Annotated in this window: 20 protein-coding genes; 6 read left to right on the forward strand and 14 right to left on the reverse strand. The window is 35.0% G+C overall.

Annotated features, from left to right (window positions below):
* Positions 1–8 precede the first annotated feature (8 nt).
* The gene (locus M3610_RS26440; protein WP_098576929.1) at positions 9–818 is read left to right on the forward strand and encodes a TrmB family transcriptional regulator; all 810 of its coding nucleotides are present in this window, start codon (positions 9–11) and stop codon (positions 816–818) included.
* A gap of 90 nt (positions 819–908) precedes the next feature.
* Complete coding sequence (locus M3610_RS26445; RefSeq protein ID WP_251463470.1) at positions 909–2,303, forward strand: MFS transporter; 1,395 nt, start codon at positions 909–911, stop codon at positions 2,301–2,303.
* Positions 2,304–2,723: 420 nt separating this feature from the next.
* Here M3610_RS26445 and M3610_RS26450 read toward each other — a convergent pair whose 3' ends face one another.
* From M3610_RS26450 to M3610_RS26465, 4 genes are all read right to left on the reverse strand, one after another.
* Positions 2,724–2,969, reverse strand: a complete 246-nt coding sequence (locus M3610_RS26450; protein WP_098576934.1) for a hypothetical protein — start codon at positions 2,967–2,969, stop codon at positions 2,724–2,726.
* A gap of 278 nt (positions 2,970–3,247) precedes the next feature.
* The gene (locus tag M3610_RS26455) at positions 3,248–3,673 is read right to left on the reverse strand and encodes a MaoC family dehydratase (protein ID WP_251463471.1); all 426 of its coding nucleotides are present in this window, start codon (positions 3,671–3,673) and stop codon (positions 3,248–3,250) included.
* 341 nt (positions 3,674–4,014) lie between these two features.
* Positions 4,015–4,992: an NAD(P)H-dependent flavin oxidoreductase gene (locus M3610_RS26460; RefSeq protein ID WP_251463472.1), complete on the reverse strand. Its 978-nt coding sequence runs from the start codon at positions 4,990–4,992 to the stop codon at positions 4,015–4,017.
* Positions 4,993–5,178: 186 nt separating this feature from the next.
* Entirely contained in the window at positions 5,179–5,388 is a 210-nt protein-coding gene (locus M3610_RS26465) for a hypothetical protein (RefSeq protein WP_251463473.1), read from the reverse strand.
* 364 nt (positions 5,389–5,752) lie between these two features.
* On the opposite strand from M3610_RS26465, the gene M3610_RS26470 reads away from it, so the two are divergent.
* Entirely contained in the window at positions 5,753–6,328 is a 576-nt protein-coding gene (locus M3610_RS26470) for a hypothetical protein (protein ID WP_251463474.1), read from the forward strand.
* 295 nt (positions 6,329–6,623) lie between these two features.
* On the opposite strand, the gene M3610_RS26475 is transcribed toward M3610_RS26470, so the two are convergent.
* The 3 genes from M3610_RS26475 to M3610_RS26485 all read right to left on the reverse strand — a co-directional run bounded on the left by M3610_RS26475 (position 6,624) and on the right by M3610_RS26485 (position 9,310).
* Entirely contained in the window at positions 6,624–7,232 is a 609-nt protein-coding gene (locus M3610_RS26475) for a hypothetical protein (RefSeq protein WP_251463475.1), read from the reverse strand.
* Between the two features lie 332 nt (positions 7,233–7,564).
* Positions 7,565–7,957 carry an ion channel gene (locus M3610_RS26480; RefSeq protein ID WP_251463476.1) on the reverse strand — a complete coding sequence of 131 codons (393 nt, stop codon included), beginning with the start codon at positions 7,955–7,957 and terminating at the stop codon, positions 7,565–7,567.
* An 864-nt stretch (positions 7,958–8,821) separates the two neighbouring features.
* Complete coding sequence (locus tag M3610_RS26485; protein ID WP_251463477.1) at positions 8,822–9,310, reverse strand: GNAT family N-acetyltransferase; 489 nt, start codon at positions 9,308–9,310, stop codon at positions 8,822–8,824.
* 237 nt (positions 9,311–9,547) lie between these two features.
* On the opposite strand from M3610_RS26485, the gene M3610_RS26490 reads away from it, so the two are divergent.
* On the forward strand, positions 9,548–10,075 hold the full coding sequence (locus M3610_RS26490; RefSeq protein ID WP_251463478.1) for a hypothetical protein: 528 nt from the start codon (positions 9,548–9,550) through the stop codon (positions 10,073–10,075).
* A 50-nt stretch (positions 10,076–10,125) separates the two neighbouring features.
* Here M3610_RS26490 and M3610_RS26495 read toward each other — a convergent pair whose 3' ends face one another.
* Both M3610_RS26495 and M3610_RS26500 read right to left on the reverse strand, forming a co-directional pair.
* On the reverse strand, positions 10,126–10,824 hold the full coding sequence (locus M3610_RS26495; RefSeq protein WP_251463479.1) for a YjjG family noncanonical pyrimidine nucleotidase: 699 nt from the start codon (positions 10,822–10,824) through the stop codon (positions 10,126–10,128).
* A gap of 36 nt (positions 10,825–10,860) precedes the next feature.
* Positions 10,861–11,445 (reverse strand): hypothetical protein, encoded by a 585-nt coding sequence (locus tag M3610_RS26500; protein ID WP_251463480.1) that lies wholly within the window; start codon positions 11,443–11,445, stop codon positions 10,861–10,863.
* Between the two features lie 210 nt (positions 11,446–11,655).
* On the opposite strand from M3610_RS26500, the gene M3610_RS26505 reads away from it, so the two are divergent.
* Positions 11,656–12,258 carry a hypothetical protein gene (locus tag M3610_RS26505; protein ID WP_251463481.1) on the forward strand — a complete coding sequence of 201 codons (603 nt, stop codon included), beginning with the start codon at positions 11,656–11,658 and terminating at the stop codon, positions 12,256–12,258.
* A gap of 101 nt (positions 12,259–12,359) precedes the next feature.
* On the opposite strand, the gene M3610_RS26510 is transcribed toward M3610_RS26505, so the two are convergent.
* The 5 genes from M3610_RS26510 to M3610_RS26530 form a co-directional block, all read right to left on the reverse strand.
* Complete coding sequence (locus M3610_RS26510) at positions 12,360–12,713, reverse strand: rhodanese-like domain-containing protein (RefSeq protein WP_251463482.1); 354 nt, start codon at positions 12,711–12,713, stop codon at positions 12,360–12,362.
* 350 nt (positions 12,714–13,063) lie between these two features.
* Positions 13,064–13,963 (reverse strand): TIGR03943 family putative permease subunit, encoded by a 900-nt coding sequence (locus M3610_RS26515; protein ID WP_251463483.1) that lies wholly within the window; start codon positions 13,961–13,963, stop codon positions 13,064–13,066.
* A gap of 10 nt (positions 13,964–13,973) precedes the next feature.
* Positions 13,974–14,843, reverse strand: a complete 870-nt coding sequence (locus tag M3610_RS26520; protein WP_251463484.1) for a permease — start codon at positions 14,841–14,843, stop codon at positions 13,974–13,976.
* Positions 14,844–15,151: 308 nt separating this feature from the next.
* Positions 15,152–16,021 (reverse strand): TIGR03943 family putative permease subunit, encoded by an 870-nt coding sequence (locus tag M3610_RS26525; RefSeq protein WP_251463485.1) that lies wholly within the window; start codon positions 16,019–16,021, stop codon positions 15,152–15,154.
* A 72-nt stretch (positions 16,022–16,093) separates the two neighbouring features.
* Positions 16,094–17,092: a permease gene (locus M3610_RS26530; protein WP_251463486.1), complete on the reverse strand. Its 999-nt coding sequence runs from the start codon at positions 17,090–17,092 to the stop codon at positions 16,094–16,096.
* Positions 17,093–17,357: 265 nt separating this feature from the next.
* On the opposite strand from M3610_RS26530, the gene M3610_RS26535 reads away from it, so the two are divergent.
* Positions 17,358–18,251 carry a metal ABC transporter substrate-binding protein gene (locus tag M3610_RS26535; RefSeq protein WP_251463487.1) on the forward strand — a complete coding sequence of 298 codons (894 nt, stop codon included), beginning with the start codon at positions 17,358–17,360 and terminating at the stop codon, positions 18,249–18,251.
* Positions 18,252–18,493: the final 242 nt, after the last annotated feature.

Here is an 18,493-nt window from a genome sequence, read left to right on the forward strand (position 1 = left end):
GGTCATATATGGAGGAAATTGTTAAAGAGCTTCAGAAATTAGGTTTTTCCCAATATGAGTGCAAAGCTTATATTAATCTGCTAATAAATTCACCTGTCACAGGATATGAGGTTAGCAAGAGATCTGGTGTGCCTCGTTCGATGATCTATGAGGTGTTAGGGAAGTTACTGGATAAAGGTGCCATTTATACCGTTCCTTCAGAACCTGTAAAGTATGTTCCTCTTCCTGCCGAAGAGCTAATTCGGCGATTACGTAAAAGTTTTGAAGATTCCTTTGACTTTTTAGAAAAGAATTTAAAAACGCTGGAAAATGAAAGGGAAACCGATGTTATTTGGCGTGTGAATAGCGATGAACACGTAATGGCTGAGATTGTGAACATGATTGAAAAGGCACACCATGAAATCTGGCTGTCCATTTGGAATCCACAAGCCTCTTTCATCAAGGAAGAAATAGAAAAACGAACTAATGAGGGAATAAAGGTGTTTTCTATGCTTTTTTCAGAACCAGAAACTAAACTAGGGGTTACATACCACCATGATTTTATGGCTCCGAAAATAGCAGAAAAACGGATGGGTGGGCGACTAACGATTGTGGCTCGCGACATGGAAGAAGTGTTAATAGCTAATTTTGCCCCGAATACTGCTGCTTGGGCAGTCAAAACAAAAGATCCTGCACTAGTTTTGGTGGCAATCGAATATATCCGGCATGATATTGCCTATGGTGAGTTAACAAAACAAATAGGAACGGATAAAGTCAAATCATATTGGAGAAACGATCCAGATTTGTATTACGTAGTTACAGGAAAACGGTTCGAATGAAGGACCGTATTTTCTTTGATTTTTTTATAGTAGTTAGTTAAATAACATCTATAATAATAGAAAAACAATTGAGAAAGGGTTGAGTGACATTTGATTCATACAATATCGATTCTAGTAAAGAACCATCCGGGGGTCTTGGCTCAATTATCCGACCTTTTTGTTCATAGAGGATATAATATTGAAAAAATCAAAGCGGGAAAATACAAGAAAACCAATTTAACGCAAATAAATATGGCCGCAACGGGTAGTGAGGATTCATTTGATTCGCTTATAGATCAACTTAGAGCATTATCACAAGTAGTAAAAGTAGATATAGCTAAGCAAAGACGGTATTCATTTTGGTTAGTAGCCTTTTGTTTGTGTATGACCCTTCTTGGTACGAACTTGCCTGCTCCTCTTTATTCTTTGTATAAAGAAAAATGGAATTTTACTTCCGGGACCATGACTTTTATCTATGCACTTTATGCATTAATTGTGATTCCGACCATCATCACGGTTGCACAGCTTTCTGAACAGTGGGGAAGAAAAAAAGTGCTATTTGCTGGGGTCACGCTTTCTATCTTTGGGTCCATTGGCTTTGCTGTATCAGACGGAGTCAATGGACTAATATTAGCTCGCATTTTCCAAGGGTTATCCGTAGGAATTCTGAACGGAATTGCTGTGTCATATATGACAGAGCTTCATCCTTTTCAAGACAAAATGAAAAGTGCATTTGTTGCTGCTATAGCAGGTACGCTCGGAAATGCCTTGGGGCCACTTATTTCTGGTTTTCTTGGAGAATATGCTCCCTATCCTTTACAATTTTCTTATCTTATACACATTTTACTTGCTGCAACTGGAATGGTAGGATTAAAGTTCATGTTAGAAAAAAATGTTCCTACAAACCGAGCAGCTTCTCTTCGACTCCCCTCGGTGACGAAAGAATTTCGATGGCCTTTTCTAATGGCATCCTCCACTTCTTTTCTATCTTGGGGAATTATGAGTTTAATGTTATCGGTGATGCCCACATACCTTGGACTTTTTACTAGTCATGCGAGTTTAAGCTTATCCGGGACGATGGTCGCTTTAGTCTTAGGCGTGTCCACCTTACATCAGATCATGTTGAGAAAACAGTCTGCCTTTCGGTCAATCATCATAGGCTATATTTTATTAATTATTGGGCTAATCTTTCTCGTTGTTACCTTATTTACAAAGTCATTATTCTTCCTTATATTAACAACGGTCTTGATTGGTTTAGGGAACGGTCCTAGCTATGCCGGCAGCTTAGCTTATCTGAACCAAGTTTCCACAAATGAAATGCGGACTAATTTGACATCATTATTTTTCGTAGTAACCTACTTAGGCATCAGTATTCCTATGGTGACACTTGGATATATTGGAGAATGGATTGGTCTTACCCACGCTATTCAATGGTATTCGTATATCATGATTGGTTTTATCATCTTGAGCCTGATTAAATGGCTGAGAGGGAAGGTTCGTTCCTAATGGCCAAGTGTAATTCGAAAGTCTAGCTTTTAATATGGTACCTATAGATAAGACACTTGAAAAAGAGTGTTTCATCTATAGGTTTTTTTTATATACTTAAATCTTTAAGATACGGGGACCAGGAGAACAGCTATGAGCAAGGGCAAGTTCGGATCTACGTTCGGGCAAAATTTATAAAAATCCCTCTTTTTCATCTAAAAATAACCCGGCAGACTTGCTGTCGGGTTATGATGATGACTGGTTTATGAAGAAGTTCCAAGCAAAATGAAATGTAAATTAAGTACAGGAACAGGAAAATCAAACATCCACCACAGCCCAAATATAATCCGAATCATCCACGCTAAAATTGTTTTTTTGTCATGTATCAATTTTAATGGATAATTTTTTCTTGGCCAGATCTTAATCCTCCAGAATCGGGATTCATCTTCTACTATATACCATTCCATCAATGATCATTAAGGTTCTACCGTCTTCGGTAAATCCACTATGACGGTTTAAATATTCCACGGGAATGATTTCTCCTGTTTTTTCATCGTAAAAAACAGTGAAGGCTTCATCGGTCAAAAAATCTCCATTTAAATTTTTATCCACGTTTGGTATGGATTCACGGAAATTAATATTGGTATCGATTTCAAACTTACCCTCTTCATTAGTACAAAAAGACATTGTAAACCCTCCACTCTTCTTTTTTCGTATTTTTTTCATTTTTTCTGGAGTTATCCAAAACTTAATAAAAATTATTATGCCTAAATATGCTGCAAGAATTTTTTACTTTTTTTTAGAGATGAACTTGTTATTATCTCAAGCATGGGAAACGTATGAATCTGATAAACGTATTGAAGGCTTTTCGCCGCAAACTTTAAAAGCATATAAACTATAGTCCGGCTTACTTATCGGCCGATTGACTTGTGTAGATTATTTCACTTATTTTCAATTACAACACATCATCGCTTAATCAATCCCGACAGGTGTACTTCTAATACTTTATCTTCTTTATCGTTGTAAGTAGATAACAATACAGTAATGATTCCCGATTCATTCTTCGTCGCTTTCTTATCGATAACCTCGGCGATGATATACAATTCATCACCAGGATACACCGGTTTTATAAATTTCATATTATTCATCCCTGTTCCAGCGATGATATCATCACCATAGATACCTTGTTCAATCCAAAGCCTTACTGAAATGCTTAATGTATGTAGTCCGGAAGCGATGATTCCATCAAATCTCCCCTGCTTTGCTTTTTCCTCATCTAAATGCATATATTGAGGATCAAATTCTCTTGCAAATCTCATAATATCCGCTTTTGTCATTTTGAAGGACTTAGTTACAAACACCTGTCCAACTGTAAACTCATCAAACTTCATAATTACACCTCTTATTTAAAAACTTTTGCACTTGTTTATATTAAGGTAGCATCAAATGCACATCAAGTTAAAAAAATACTCAAAATCCTCTAAAATCAATAGAAAAGAATACTTTTTTGGGGATTTATATAATTCATCTTTGCTATTGTAAATACCTTATTTAACTATCCTGTTTCATAAGTTCAATAAGAAAAAAAGACGCTGCTACAGCAACCTCTTGTTTAACTCTTGCACCCATTAGCTTAGGTACATTATTTCACAAACTTTAATTTCATAATAAAAAATGGTTGCCGTAGCAACCATTAACGATTTAGATAATATCCCATAAATATAGTAAAAGATTATCGATGGGCTCGTTCTCCGATAATATTACCTATACGACTCAATCCTTTTTCTGCTGTAAGAATCATTTCATCAAATAACTCCTGAACCGTAGGAACATTGTCTATAAGACCGATGACCTGTCCAGCCCATCCGAATCCTTCTGCTTCATTTCCATCATAGATATACCTGCAATTAGCCTTTCCGCTAATTATATCTTGCAGGTCTTCATAGGTTGCTCCGTCTTTTTCACGTTCGATAATATCCAGAGTAAATTCACTTTTCAAGACACGTCCTGGTGAACCTATTGTTCTTTTTATAATTACTGTATCCGACTCTTTCGCATTAACAATTGCCTGCTTATATTTCTCGTTTGCGTGAACGCATTCTTGAGTAGCAATAAAGCGAGTACCCATTTCAATTCCTTCTGCCCCAAGTGCAAAAGCTGCCAATAATCCTCGTCCGTCGCCAATCCCACCGCTCGCTAACACTGGAATCGATACGGAATCGACTACACGAGGAATAAGTACCATTGTACCAATATCGTCTCGTCCTAAATGTCCACCGCCTTCTTGTCCAACTGCCATTACAGCATCAGCACCGAGTTGTTCTGCTTTTTGTGCCTGTCTAACACCTGCAACAAGGACAAGCGTTCTAATATTTTCTCCTTTTATACGTTCAAAAATAGGTTGGGGATTAGCTCCTGTTATAGAAATTGCAGGTACCTTCTCTTCAATAGCAACCTCAAGCAATTCCTTATATTGCCCATCGTGCCTTGCAATAGCAAAGTTTACGGCGAATGGCTTATCGGTAAGTGAGCGTACTTTAAGAATTTCCTCACGAAGTTTTTCAGCTGAGCCTAGTGTTGCAGCAGTAATCTGTCCGAGTCCTCCTGCATTCGAGACTGCAGCCGCCAGTTCAGCAAAAGCAAGGTAGGCAAGTCCCCCTTGTACTATTGGATATTTAATTCCAAAAATTTCCGTTATTCGTGTTTTCATAGTTTCTCCCACTCCTTTTCAGATGTGCTATGTATTAGTTTAAACATTCCACACAAAAGATAATTAATCCTGCAACTACTCCTAAAAAGGAAGCACTTGTTGTGTTAACCTGCCCCGTTTGTTCAATAAGAAGTTCAATAAAAAATGCGTTAATCCTAATTGGATCAACGCACCCGTTATATACGTTTAGCGTGACGCTTTTTGCGGTTGGCACACGTCACATTTACGTTGGTTATTATTTTTAAATTTCGTAAATGTTTTTTCAAAGTTGCTACCACATTCACATTTAAACAGTAACTTTTGAGAAAAACCGTGATATTCCGTCGTTAGCAACTTACTTTCCGAATTGTTCTCAACAAATTCTTTAATTTTACCAATCGTCCATCGTTTATTCATTCTCTTACACCCCCATATTTTATCGCTAGTCGGAGGCTTTTCTTGGCATCCGTTCAAATTATGAGTAAAAGTCGTAATTATCCTAAGTTACTAATTATAACATGAGCAGGTACACAATTAAACAAATGGAAGATATATTATTAAACTGCCCCGTTACTTCAAAAAGAAAAGCATGCATTACCATTGTTCCAGTAATGCACCCATTAGTGGAAGAAGCAAATGCGTTAACAGATACCATAGGAAGCCTCTGTAGCAAGGTTTTAAAACCTAAAAATAATTTAGAATAAGAGTAATTTATGAATAAAATTTATAATCTGGCGGAAAATATTTTCACAAATAATGTAAATTATAAAGGGTGGAAAATTTGGAAAATACCCGTATTGATAAATTTGATGAAATTGTAAAAATGGGGAAAAGGTCCACAAACGATTTAATTGATTATTGGAAAGAATATGAACTGTATGCTTCTGTTGAATACTGGATTTTGGTAGCATTCCTGATTGGTCCACTTATCATACTTTTTTTTAAAATTGATAAAAGTAAAATTTTTTTAATTGGCTTTTTTGGTTATAGTATTCATATAATATTTGCTTATGTGGACTTATTCGGAAAGCATGCTGGGTTCTGGAATTATCCAATTCCATTAATTCCTCATCTGCCTGGTTTAGCTATAGATTCAAGTCTAGTCCCAGTTTCTTTTATGCTTGTTTATCAATGGACATTAAATAATAAAAAAAATTACTACATATATTCCTTTATTACAGCAATAATTTTTGCATTTGCTATAAAACCGATACTAGTTGAACTAGGGTTATTTAGAATGTATGGAAATACAAACTATGTACATCTTTTAATTGGCTATATTTTTGTATTATTAGTAGCAAAATTTATAACCAACGTTTTTTTATGGACTCAAAAAAAATACACAACTCCTAAATAATATCAACCTCAATTCCTTATAGGAAAAGGGGCTTTATAATTTTAACATTATTTTTAATTGATTTACTCAACATGGAAATACTATCTAATAATGATACGAATGTTCATGTGTTAGAAGTGGGCTAACTAGGCTAACTCTTTTTCATTAAAGCACCCTCAAATATGTTACATTCCCCCCTATAATAAATGGTCTTCCTTTAATTGAATAAAAACCATCTAGTAGAATAATGAACACGAAAAAAACGACTGCACCGTAGCAATCGCGTTATTTTAACTTAAACGTTGGAACAATTAAGTTAAATGTTGGTTGAATTGTTGGCTTTGATTTTAGAAGCAGTAAAAACGATAAAGTCTGTATCCTTGGTACCGCCGACAGTGAAAGATGCTTCACTTTGTAAGCTATTCGTTTTAAGTTCATATAGGACTGACCCAGAGGGAGAGGCCTCAGCTAAAGGTGCTTTATCTAAAAATGAAAAACCAGTTGTTGTAGCTGACATAAATTCTACAAATGGAGGGATATTATCGGTCGTGCTATATATTTCAGTTCCATTGCGGAAGACAGAAAATTGGATTAATATAGTAAATCTATTACGATTTAAGGATTGAATAGTTGCATGTAACAAAACGCGATCACTTGGATCATCTATATGCAAAGTGGCTGTCCCTATTGTAATAGGTGTCAATCTAATAGGTTCGAAATCACCTCCCGGCAATACACTTCCATCAAATTCTGTAAGCAATCCCTGTTCACCGTTAACTGGTGTAGATGAAATATTAATTACAGGATTGACGTTAATTGTCGGGTTAAAAGTATTCTGATTAGTATTTCCGATTGGACAACAACATGGATTCTTCTCGCAATTTGGACAATTTTTTGAATCAGATCTTTTTTTACTATTACTCAACCATAAGCATCTCCTTCTTTTAAAATACTATATTATATAGACATGTTGTCCTTTTTGCTTGTATTCTTGTGATACAACAAGCAATAATTCACAAAAGTATTAATTAGACAGTCTGATATAGTAATCCAATGTAACAAAAGATCCATTCTGTTACATTAAGGTTTTACTTATAAGGTTATTTTGTGTTAACAATCATGATGATAATAGTATTTTCCTCCACTTCAAGTTAAACCTCATGCTAAAAAAAGCACTTGCTTTGGTTGTACAGTAAGGGCTAGTATTCGTTACTGGAATTCCTTCCTGAAGTACCTGCTTTGTTAATTCAAAAATGATTATTTTTTTTGTTTAGATGTCTTTTGCTTTTTTATAAGTTTTTGCAGTTCATTATTTTTTTCTTCTGATACCTCAAAGTTGACGACCGCTAAACCAACACGAATTAGAATCATTAGCATCACACCCATACCAACGACTAAATAAATCATGGTAAACCATTTACTTAACGTTGCCTCTGGAATCAGTCCTGTTTCCATACTAGTCGGCAATAGGCTAATAAAGGCAAAATATAGAGAATCAAGCAAAGCCCATCCTTCAGTTTGATAGTAGAAAATCGTTCCGGATAATAAAATAACGGCTAATGTCCCTATTAATGTACGAAATAATGAGTCTTTTGCTAATTTTCTAAGGGCTGATAAAAGTCTTTTTAAAGTTAAAATAAATGAAATCATATTTTAAATCCTTTCACCTTCAATAGGGGTAATACATATTAAACCTGTTATATGTATCATCCCTTTATTCATTATTTCGTTTACTTATTTTCTTGTTTCAATTTTTCAACAATACGTTGAATGGCTATTACTTCACCATTAAGTCTGTCCATCAAATAATCATTTGATTTCAACCATCGGTTTTTTAAGTGTAATTTTTCACAATCTTTCTCGTGGAACAATAAAAGGCAATCTCCATCTTGAAGAGTCGGACCCGTTATTTAACTAATCATTAGTTTTTTTGTATTTTTCAAAAAGGTATTGAAATCCATATAAGAGAAAAGCCTTGTAAAAGAAATATAGAAAGAATTTAAATTCGTTTATTTGTACTACTCTATATAGTTTTAATTTTGTAAATACCCTTGTAATTGGAGAAACAAAGATTACTTCGGCAATTGCATTTAACATAATAAACCTTTTAAAATTTCCGTATCCCCATTTTAATATCCATAAAGACGTCGCCAACATTGGACCTATAATAAAAGGAAGTTCACCTTGAATAAAGGACTGTGGTTTATTATAAAAAGACCACCATTTGCGTTTTTTTCCAATTAGGGCATCCAAACTACATATTAGAACCGCAAGGATTGATGCTGGAAGAAATCTCCTAAAAGTCCGCCATCCTAACAAAGGCAGGTAAGCCACGAGAGTAATATCATTACAATATTAAGTAACCACTGATTTTTCATTGTCATTTTAATACCTCTTTTTCCCAAGGGAATTATTTAACTTAATATAACTCCTCCTTTATTTAGCTATTCTGCCCCTTTATACAATGAAAATATGACCGCCGAAGCGAACATTGCATGACAAAAGCGATATAAATTATAGAGGTACATTGTTCATCAAAGTTTTTTCCATTACAACCGTGTTCACTAAAATGCCATTTGGGTTTGTCACAACTTCCTCTTTAGATATAATATAGCCCAAGGAATTATACAAACTAATATTTTTGGGCAATGACACACGGACACGACATTCCATTTTCCCAATTAGATTGTCGTAAGCATATTTTTCGAGCCACACTAACATAGCTTTTGCAATTCCTTTACCTCTTGCTGTTGGTGTAACTGATACCCGAGAAAAATATAAAGCATCCTCTTTCAGTGTAAATCTACAGGAGCCAACTGGAACTCCATTTATCGAGCATAGTAAAGCTTTCTCGGAATTATTCTTAAAAGATTCTTGTAATGTTTCTAATGATTCATTTAATGCACTTGAAGGAACATCAAGGGTTCGATATTCTTCAAACGCTTCTAACATAAGTTTGTAAACAACAGGAATATCCGTATCTATTGCGATTTTTATTTTCATTTTCTTCTATACCCTCTTCCAAAGGAAATTTAGAAACTCTCATTTCTAATATTCGTTATTATAATATAGTGAATATATTTCGACATCAAATTTGTTGAATTTTCTAACAAGCAGTTCTTAATGCATCACTGCACCGATCGCACAAGTAGAAAGAAATAAGACGATTTGCATATCAAAGTGTACAGTGACATTTTAAACAACAGTTACATAGGATGGCAGCAAGTGGAGGTGTCACGAATGAAGAGATGGTTAAAAGCAGTTATTTTAACATATCTGTCCCTTCTGTTTTTTGGCAGTTTCCTTGCGGTCGGCATGTTGGGGACCGGTGCACTGGAAAATTTTCTTCCATTCATTACTGATATCAAAATCTTCTTGTATTACTTTTTCGCTGGAGCCATTGGCGGCTCCCTTAGGCATCTATATATGTTCTGTACTCATTATATGGAAGACGAATTACACGATTATCGAAAATGGATTATGTATATTTTTTATCCGATCTTTGCTACCGGTACCTCAGTCGTGGCTGTCACAATTATCCAAAGCGGTATACTCTTGATTCAATTTACGGATTATCAAGATACCCCTTATGCACCGATTAGCATTGCGTTCTTTGTAGGTTTTGGGTTTAATCGCTTTGTTAATAAGCTTAACATCGTATCAAAAGATATGTTTCAGACGAATAACAAAAAAATGGATACAGTCGAAAAAGCAATTGATGAAGTTGAGGAGTCCTCTGGCCTCAACAGTTCACCCCATAATAAATAAAAAAAGTCCGTCATGTGAAGAGTCACATGACGGCTATTTGATTTAATCCATTATCTTTGTTCCAAATTTAATATTGTATACAACTCATTCAAATCATGGATTTCATAGGTAGGAAGAATACCCGTGTTGTTTTGTTTGGCCTCCGGGTTGAACCAACAAGTATCAATTCCAGCAAGCTGTCCGCCTTTAATATCAGAGCTTAGTGAGTCACCGATGATTAAAGCTTGTTCTGGTGAAAAATTAGGAATTCGATCAAACACATAATTAAAAAATTCCTTCATTGGTTTTTGGAAACCTGTATCTTCTGAGACAAAGATCTCCTTAAATAATGGGTGAAGACCGGAATCACGCAATCTCTTATCCTGTGTTTTTGAAACACCATTAGTGACAATATATAATTCATAATGATTCTGTAGTGCTGAAACCAATTCAAACGCTCCATTAATTAATTGGTGGCCTTCTTCTAAATAGCCCCGATAATTACTCTCTAATAAAACACCGTCTGCCATATGTCCTAATTCCTGAAATAAAAGGGAAAAACGGGTATTGACCACTTCGCGTCGGGATATTTTTCCTTCTTCAAACAATCTCCACAGTCTTTGATTTATTTTTTTATAATTTTCTTCCATTTCCTTTGTAGGCGGGATATTCTGACTTTCAAACAACAGATTCAAGGCTAGCGCTTCAGCCGCAGCAAAGTCCAATAACGTATCATCTACATCGAAAAGTAAAGTTTGATATTTTTTCAAGATCATTTCCCCTTTGACCATTAGTACTGTTATATTTTAATGCAGAAAAGTGCCAGGTGCCACTTTTATTCCTTTCTTAACATCTTCAACCGTTCCTTTATATACATTGAAGGTTTCACCATGCTCTTTTACTTCCCCTGCCTTTTTAAATCCCAAACGTTGACAGATTCGATTCCCAGCTTCTGTAATCGCGATCATACCGAATTCCTTTATCACGACTCCTGTTTCCTGAATATCTCCGATCCAATCCAGCAATTCCAGTATTAATGCCCTGCTGTATTTCTTCCTATCTTCATGAAGAATATCGACTATCATAGAAGAAAAATAAATATACACTTCTCTCCCTTTCTTGTACGCTAACGCGTGATGACAAATTCTTGATTCATCTATTTGGCCAAACAATAATTGATCATACATTCTTTTATCTAAGGGGATTAAACTGCAATAGCCTTTTAACTCTCCATTGTCCGCTACAATTTTATACACTCTTTTGTTTCGTTCAAGTAATTGTTCTACAAATGCACGCTCAACTTGCCAATCTTGAGGATACAGCTTTCGGTCCAATTGAATCATGCTATTTACATCCGATAATTGACCATAACGAACATTGAGTTCCGACATCGTTAATCCTCCCTTATGAAAGACAATCACACGATAAGTCTGGTATTACATGATGGGATCCATTCTTTATGCTCAACAACATTTATCAAACATTCTTCATTCGATTGGTGCCTTAAGTATGGCTTAATAATATTCCTATTGTTAGGACAAAACAGTCTGAATATACTAAAAACAATGTAAGTCATTTTCTTTAAGTAAGGAGACATTGCCATGAACGGACAGGTAAACAGTGAGGTGGTTAAGAAAACAAGTTCTAATCGATGGGCAAGAACGGCAAAAATGTTCGGAATAGGTTATATTGCAGCTCTTTTTACAGGGGTTATTTATGGAATATTGTTAAGATTAGTTATGGGAATTATTGCTTATTTCTTTCCTCAACTCGCGAGTGGATTTCATTTCTCAGGAACACTGTTAATCGTAACACTCGGTATTGTTGTCACCTTAGCCAACAGTATTGTATACACCTCCCTTTTTCATCGTTCAAGAAAAAGTTGGGTGGTGAAAGGTTTATTATTTGGTTTGTTCCTATTAATTATCTATGGAATTCCTTTGTTTATGCCCAATCCCAACAGTGAATTATTCGGTCCACAAGCACCGTTAGGAATAGCCCTATTTTCGGTATCATTTTTTATTGGATCTGTCATTCTTGCATTACTGTTTGAGTACCTTTCAAAATGGGTCGACCAATCAAAGGGCAGACTGAAACTTGCGTACGTAAGCTTTGTGATTCTTTCTATCCCCGCAATAATTATGCTAGTAGCTATATATGTTGAGATGTTCACCGAAACACTGCCGCAAATATTAAATAATTGATGGAACTCATAATCTGAAAATAGGGCCAGACCCTCAGTGCGCTAGGCGATAGCAAATTGAGGATCTGGCCCTATCCTTGTTTGTCTTCTCCTTAGTGTTTTCTACCTGTCTTTGTGTTTTGTGTCTATGTATTCTTTCCAAGCGGTAATCCCGCCGTCAAGTAATGTAACATGGTATTCTTTTTTGGATAAAATTTCTGCACATTTTCTGGCGGAATTTCCAGTTGTACATGTTATAACAATCTCACTGTTTTTGGGCAAAGATTGCAGCCCTTCTTCTCCATTTTCCTCAAGATCAAAGATGATATTCTTAGGGATATTCTGATTCTTGATATTTGGATCTGTAATATGATAATCATTGTATTTTTCTTCCGCACGTACATCGAGGAGGAAGATAGGTTCATTATTTTCAAGTTTCTCATCAAAGGCTTTCGGCGAAATTACTTTAAGCGTCATGTTAACTACTCCTTTATTTATTGAATTGAAAATTGGGGTCAGAATCACTGTTTAGTAAAGCGTACAGCAATTCGGGAATGTCCCCATAACAATCCTTTTTACAAGTTTATGATACAAGATAGCATTTTTTCAATAGGTCCGCATCAAATTCTTTAATATTTATCCAGGCTCTGTCGTCTAATGTATAGGGTTGTCCAGAATCCATGTATCTGCCGCATACATATCCATTTTCTGTATTTACATTAAATTCGCAGGGGCTTAAACAAAATGGCCCCGGTTCAATACCGGGGCCGCTTATTAGAGCTTAGGCGCTTTTTTTTAACTGTCAAATAATGGGGCACAGGTAATTCTTATAAACTCAAAGTGTTTCTGTAAACATAAGGGTCCTTCGGTTTTGAAATGGTTTTGTAGCTTGTTACTTTTAAAACAGGAATTTTAGTTTTCATTTGTGGATAATAAACTGTATCCATTGTTCCTGTTACCTGATACCATTGGTCATTCGGAATGTGAACGTTTTTCGGGAATTGAATCATCATTCCAAAGGCACCAGAGTCAGCGACACAATGAATGAGCCCAAATCGTAGTAAAAACAGCTGGTTAGGTTGTTCTCCTGGACCATTGTAAGTAAAGCCTTTCATGGTAAGAGTTTTCCCTGCAAAAGCCCCAGAAAAATTATACATGACTTCTAATCCGACTAAATAATCTTTATCCGTTAAAGTAATAGTATCCTTGGGAATATAGGATTTAGACTCTTTCCTGACTAAATCCGTAAAATCAGCTTGGTTCATAAATTTACTCATATCAGGATTTAGAACTTGATGGGTCCCGTACCGATTATTTCCGTCCTCTAATGTTGGAAATGAAAACCCCTTTGCATCCACAAGCTGTGAATCGAGAGTTGCTACTGGCAAAACCACTCCAGTAATAGCAGGAATCAGCACAAGCGTGTAAGCCAAGAACTTTTTTAACTTTTTTCCAGCAGATGATTTCTTTTTTATATGTCCGTGTTCATGAGAGTGTTCATGGTCATGATGACCAGGGCTACAATCACAATCATCTTGTCCTTCTTTCTTTTCTCCAGAGAACCATAATTTAATTCCTTCCCCAACTGTAAGGATGGATAAAATCACAATCATACTCTCAGATAAGAAGCTATATTTCATGTTTATATATTTTGAAATGTTTCCTGTAGCATGCAGCATAAAAAACAAGTTTGTAGTAAGTATTAAAATAAGGACTTTAAACATCATCCCACATCCTTTACAAAAGAAGTGAACCAATGAATACAAATGAAGAAATTAATGAAACTAAAAGAACTGCAAATTTTGCCTTAAAAGACCCAAACATCATAAGTAAATTTTTAATATCTACCATATTGCCAAACACTAAGAAAGATACAACTGAAGTTTGGGGAAAAAAATTACGAAAAGATGCTGCTACAAAAGCATCTGCTGCCGAACAAATAGATAAGATAAAAGCTAAAGCCATCATTACCAGTACAGCAGTTACGTGTGTACCGCCCAGTGTTGTTAATATCCGTGTAGGTACATAAACTTGCATAGTAGATGCAATTAGTGCACCCAGCACTACATATTTTCCCATACTAAAAAATTCGTTAACGGTGTGATTAAAAACACTCATTAATTTTTGTTTAGTATTTTGGTGAGAATGGTCATGAGTGTGTAATTCATTATTTTCCTTTAATGGATTCTCCTTTATAACAAAAGATAATACAAGGCCAACTAAAATAGAAACACCGATCGCTAACCCTGCTCGGTACCCTACCATCTTCCAGCTATCTCCGAAAGCAATAAATGTAGCGAATAGAACAATTGGATTGATAATTGGGCCAGAAAGCATAAAGGAAATGGCTGCATGTGGGGCGAGTCCCTTTGTTATGAGCCTCGAAACGATGGGAACAATCCCACATTCACATCCAGGAAATAATACTCCCATAAAACTAGCAGCAACAACAGATAAATATCTATTTTTTGGCAGAATTTTAAGCAGTGTATTTTCAGAAACAAAAACTTCTATCAGTGCAGCAATAAAAGCCCCAACGACAATAAATGGGAATGCTTCAATGATAATACTTATAAAGATCGTATTCAATTGTAATAATCGATCCATGCATATTCCTCCTGTGATAAAACACAATTGGTTTCTTTAAAAAAACATCTTCTATCATATCAAAATTATCACTAATTTGATATGTTTTGATTTTCCATGTAAATGTTTTATTTGAAACCAATAATAATTAGAAATAGAAAATCCAGCACAATTACGGCTGGATCTCTCTGTGTAAGGTAATGGTTCGTTTACCCAAAAATGATTCTACTACTTAAATGTGAATATTTTATGAATAGATAAAAATAAAAGCCTTTAATATTGTTGTTAATTTTATGGAGTAATCATTTTTTTCACTAATAAATAAAAGGTTATTCAATTTTGATGCCTGAATCAAACACATAGGGCTGCTGCGGAGCACTAATTTTTGAAAGTTGGTCAATTTTTAAAACGGGAATTGTCTCCCCATTAAATTGAGTCTGCTCAATTTTTCCTGTTACTTGAACCCATTTATCCTTCGGCAATGCAGCTACCTCTCCTTTTGCCATCATTCCATATACCGAGGCATCGGCAACACAACATGTGATTCCAAATCGAGCAACAATAATCTGGTTTTGCATAAATTCTTTTTCCCGATACACAAATCCTTTTGTGGTTATCGTTTTTCCAATCAACGCATTTAGATTATCTTGAATAATGTTCATTATGTTTACATACTGGCTATCGTCTATATTAATGGAATTAGCATTTAATATTTTATTCTTTAAAGCATCATATTCTTTTTGAGTTAAAGGCTCAGGTTGATTATCAAGTACACTTTGTGTGGTAGTTGAAGTGGTAGTTTTATTGGAAATAGATGATGATGGTAATTTTGGAATGTAATTTGTAGTTTTATTTTGTTTAGGCGGTTGAGAGCTAGCTCCCAAAATAATTGTTCTGTTCATTGCAACAGAGCTTCCCAGCACATTGTTTGAGAAAAGAAATCCTGTGGTTATAGGAATAATAAATAATAAATAAAGAAACACACTTTTCCCGAAAGAGGAAGGATAAGTATGATCCCCATCACAATCACAATGATAAGAATGATCCTTTCCTGAAGTTCCTCTAATAATCAAAAGAACTCCAAGAATAAGGCATATAAAGAGCGTGAAATAAATAAATCGAATCATTTTTGGTGCAATTAAAAGCGATATATTATTCGTTAGAAGTAATTTAAATATCAGTAGCGTAAATCCAATCAAAATGATTCCCCTGATAAGATGATGAAAAGAAAAATCCTGGACTTTATTAGGTCTCATCATTGGACACTCCTTTTATAAAAATATTAGCTGATAAACATAAACAGAAAAATAGACGACAAGAGGAGTTACCAATAGTAGATATAAGACAAACTTTTTCTTAAAATAACCGAATAACATTAAGGTGTTTTTTATATCAATCATTGGACCGAAAACAAGAAATGCAAGGATGGAACCTTCTGTAAAAGTAGAACCAAATGACGATGCGACAAAAGCATCTGCTGAAGAGCATACTGAAAGGACGTATCCTAGTCCCATCATAGCCATTGGTGCAAAGGTTGTGCTTGTCCCTATTGATAAGAGAGTATTTCGGTCTAAGAATGCTTGAAATAAACTGGCAAGAAATGCACCTATGAATAAATACTTCCCTGTATTAAATAATTCATCACTAGCATGATAGAGTGTTTCTAATAGTTTATTTCCTCTTTGGTGGTGGTGGTGATGATGGTCTTCCTTCTGCACTTTAAGAATATTTTCCCCTTTAAAACGTCTGTAAATGATTAATCCAATAATAATGGAACTAATAAATCCTACAAGCATCCTTGCATTAGCTACATAAGGTGTGCTTTTAAATGCAAAATAAGTAGACGCATACACCACAGGGTTTAAGATTGGAACACTAAGCATAAATACAACGCCTACATGTGAAGGCATACCTTTTTTTATTAACCTGTGCACGACAGGAACAATGGCACACTCACATATAGGAAAGATTATTCCAAGTAAAGCAGCAGGTATAAGGGCTAAATAGGCATTACAGGGCACAACCCTTCGGATTACATTTTCGGAAACAAATGATTGGATAATAGCTGATACAAATACACCCAGTAAAATAAATGGAATTGCTTCTAAAATAATACTAAGAAAAATGGTATTGACATTAAAAAACGTACTAGGGATTCTAGTAAAAAAAGAAAGGTTTTTTAATTCCTCCGCAAAAAGAAATAGAAAAAGGAATAAACAAAATAATAGTAAAGCGAGGCTATCTTTTACCATCTTATTTATAAAGCTCACAACCATTCTACCTCCTCAAATCTATCATTCCTATCATATGGATATGCAGTTCTAGTTAATTCATTTCATTAAAATTTGATGATTGACATAAATTAATAATCGTTATAAGATTTAATTCGTAATGATTACGATTTACATATTGCAATTAATCTTGAATTATACAAAATAATTATGCTCCTTAAATCGTAATAATTCCTAATTAAACTTAACTTTGGAGGTTAATGTAGTGAAAAAAATTTTAATCCCAGTAATTATTTTTCTATTCATGGTAAGTGGTTGTTCTAACACAGTGTCAACGAAAAATGAAAAAACAAGTGTAGAATCTAAAAAACTGCAAATTGTCACTACTTTTTATCCGATGTACTATTTTACAAAAGAGGTGGCTGGCAGTTCAGCAAACGTGGAACTATTAATACCAAATGGTGCAGAACCACATGATTGGGAGCCGACAGCAAAGGATATGATAAAAATTCAAAACGCCGATGTTTTTATATACAATAGCCAATACTTTGAGCTTTGGACTGAAAAGGTATTAAAAAGTATTAATGATTCTAAATTAAAGGTTGTTGAAGCTTCCAGTGGGATTAAATTGATGGATGCACTGGATTCCGAGGAAGGGGAGGATCATACTTCTTCTAAAGATCCTCATGTCTGGCTTTCTCCAGTTCTAGCTCAGCTAGAGGTAAACACTATTGCTAAGGCTTTGCAACAGGCAGATCCCAAAAATAAAGACCAGTTTCAAAAAAATGCAGAGGCATTTAATGCGGAGCTTGCTGATTTGGACCACTTATATAAAGAAACTATCGATAAAGCCAAGAAGAAAGAATTTGTTACACAACATGCTGCATTTGGATACTTGGCAAAACAATATGGATTGACTCAAATTCCTATCGCAGGATTATCACCAGATGTCGAACCAACATTAGGAAAATTAACCGAATTAACAGAGCTAACAAAGAAGAAAAATACCGAAGTTATTTATTTTGAGGAGATGACATCTTCAAAAGTGGCGGAAACGTTAGCAAAAGAAATAGGTGCTAAAACGGAAGTATTAAATCCATTAGAGGGATTAACGAAGAAAGAGCAAGAAAAGGGCTTAGATTATTTAGATGTTATGAAAAATAATCTGGAGTCATTAAAATTATCGATTTTAGATTAGTTATCTAATTTAGGGTTCTTCTAAAAGAACCCTTTTTCTAATAACTTTTAAGTAACCTCTTTATATATTTTTGGTTGGATTGTGCAGGATTGTACTTAAGCTAACGGGTGCTTTAGTTGTGCGAAATGTTCCTGGCTTAAATTGAGATTGGTCATACAATGCTCAGGTAAAGGTCAGGCAGTTCCTGTCGGAACTGAAGGGTTATATCGAAGAATCAAATGATGGGGTAACGCCCTGAAGGG

It is taken from the genome of Neobacillus sp. MER 74 (genome assembly GCF_023714155.1).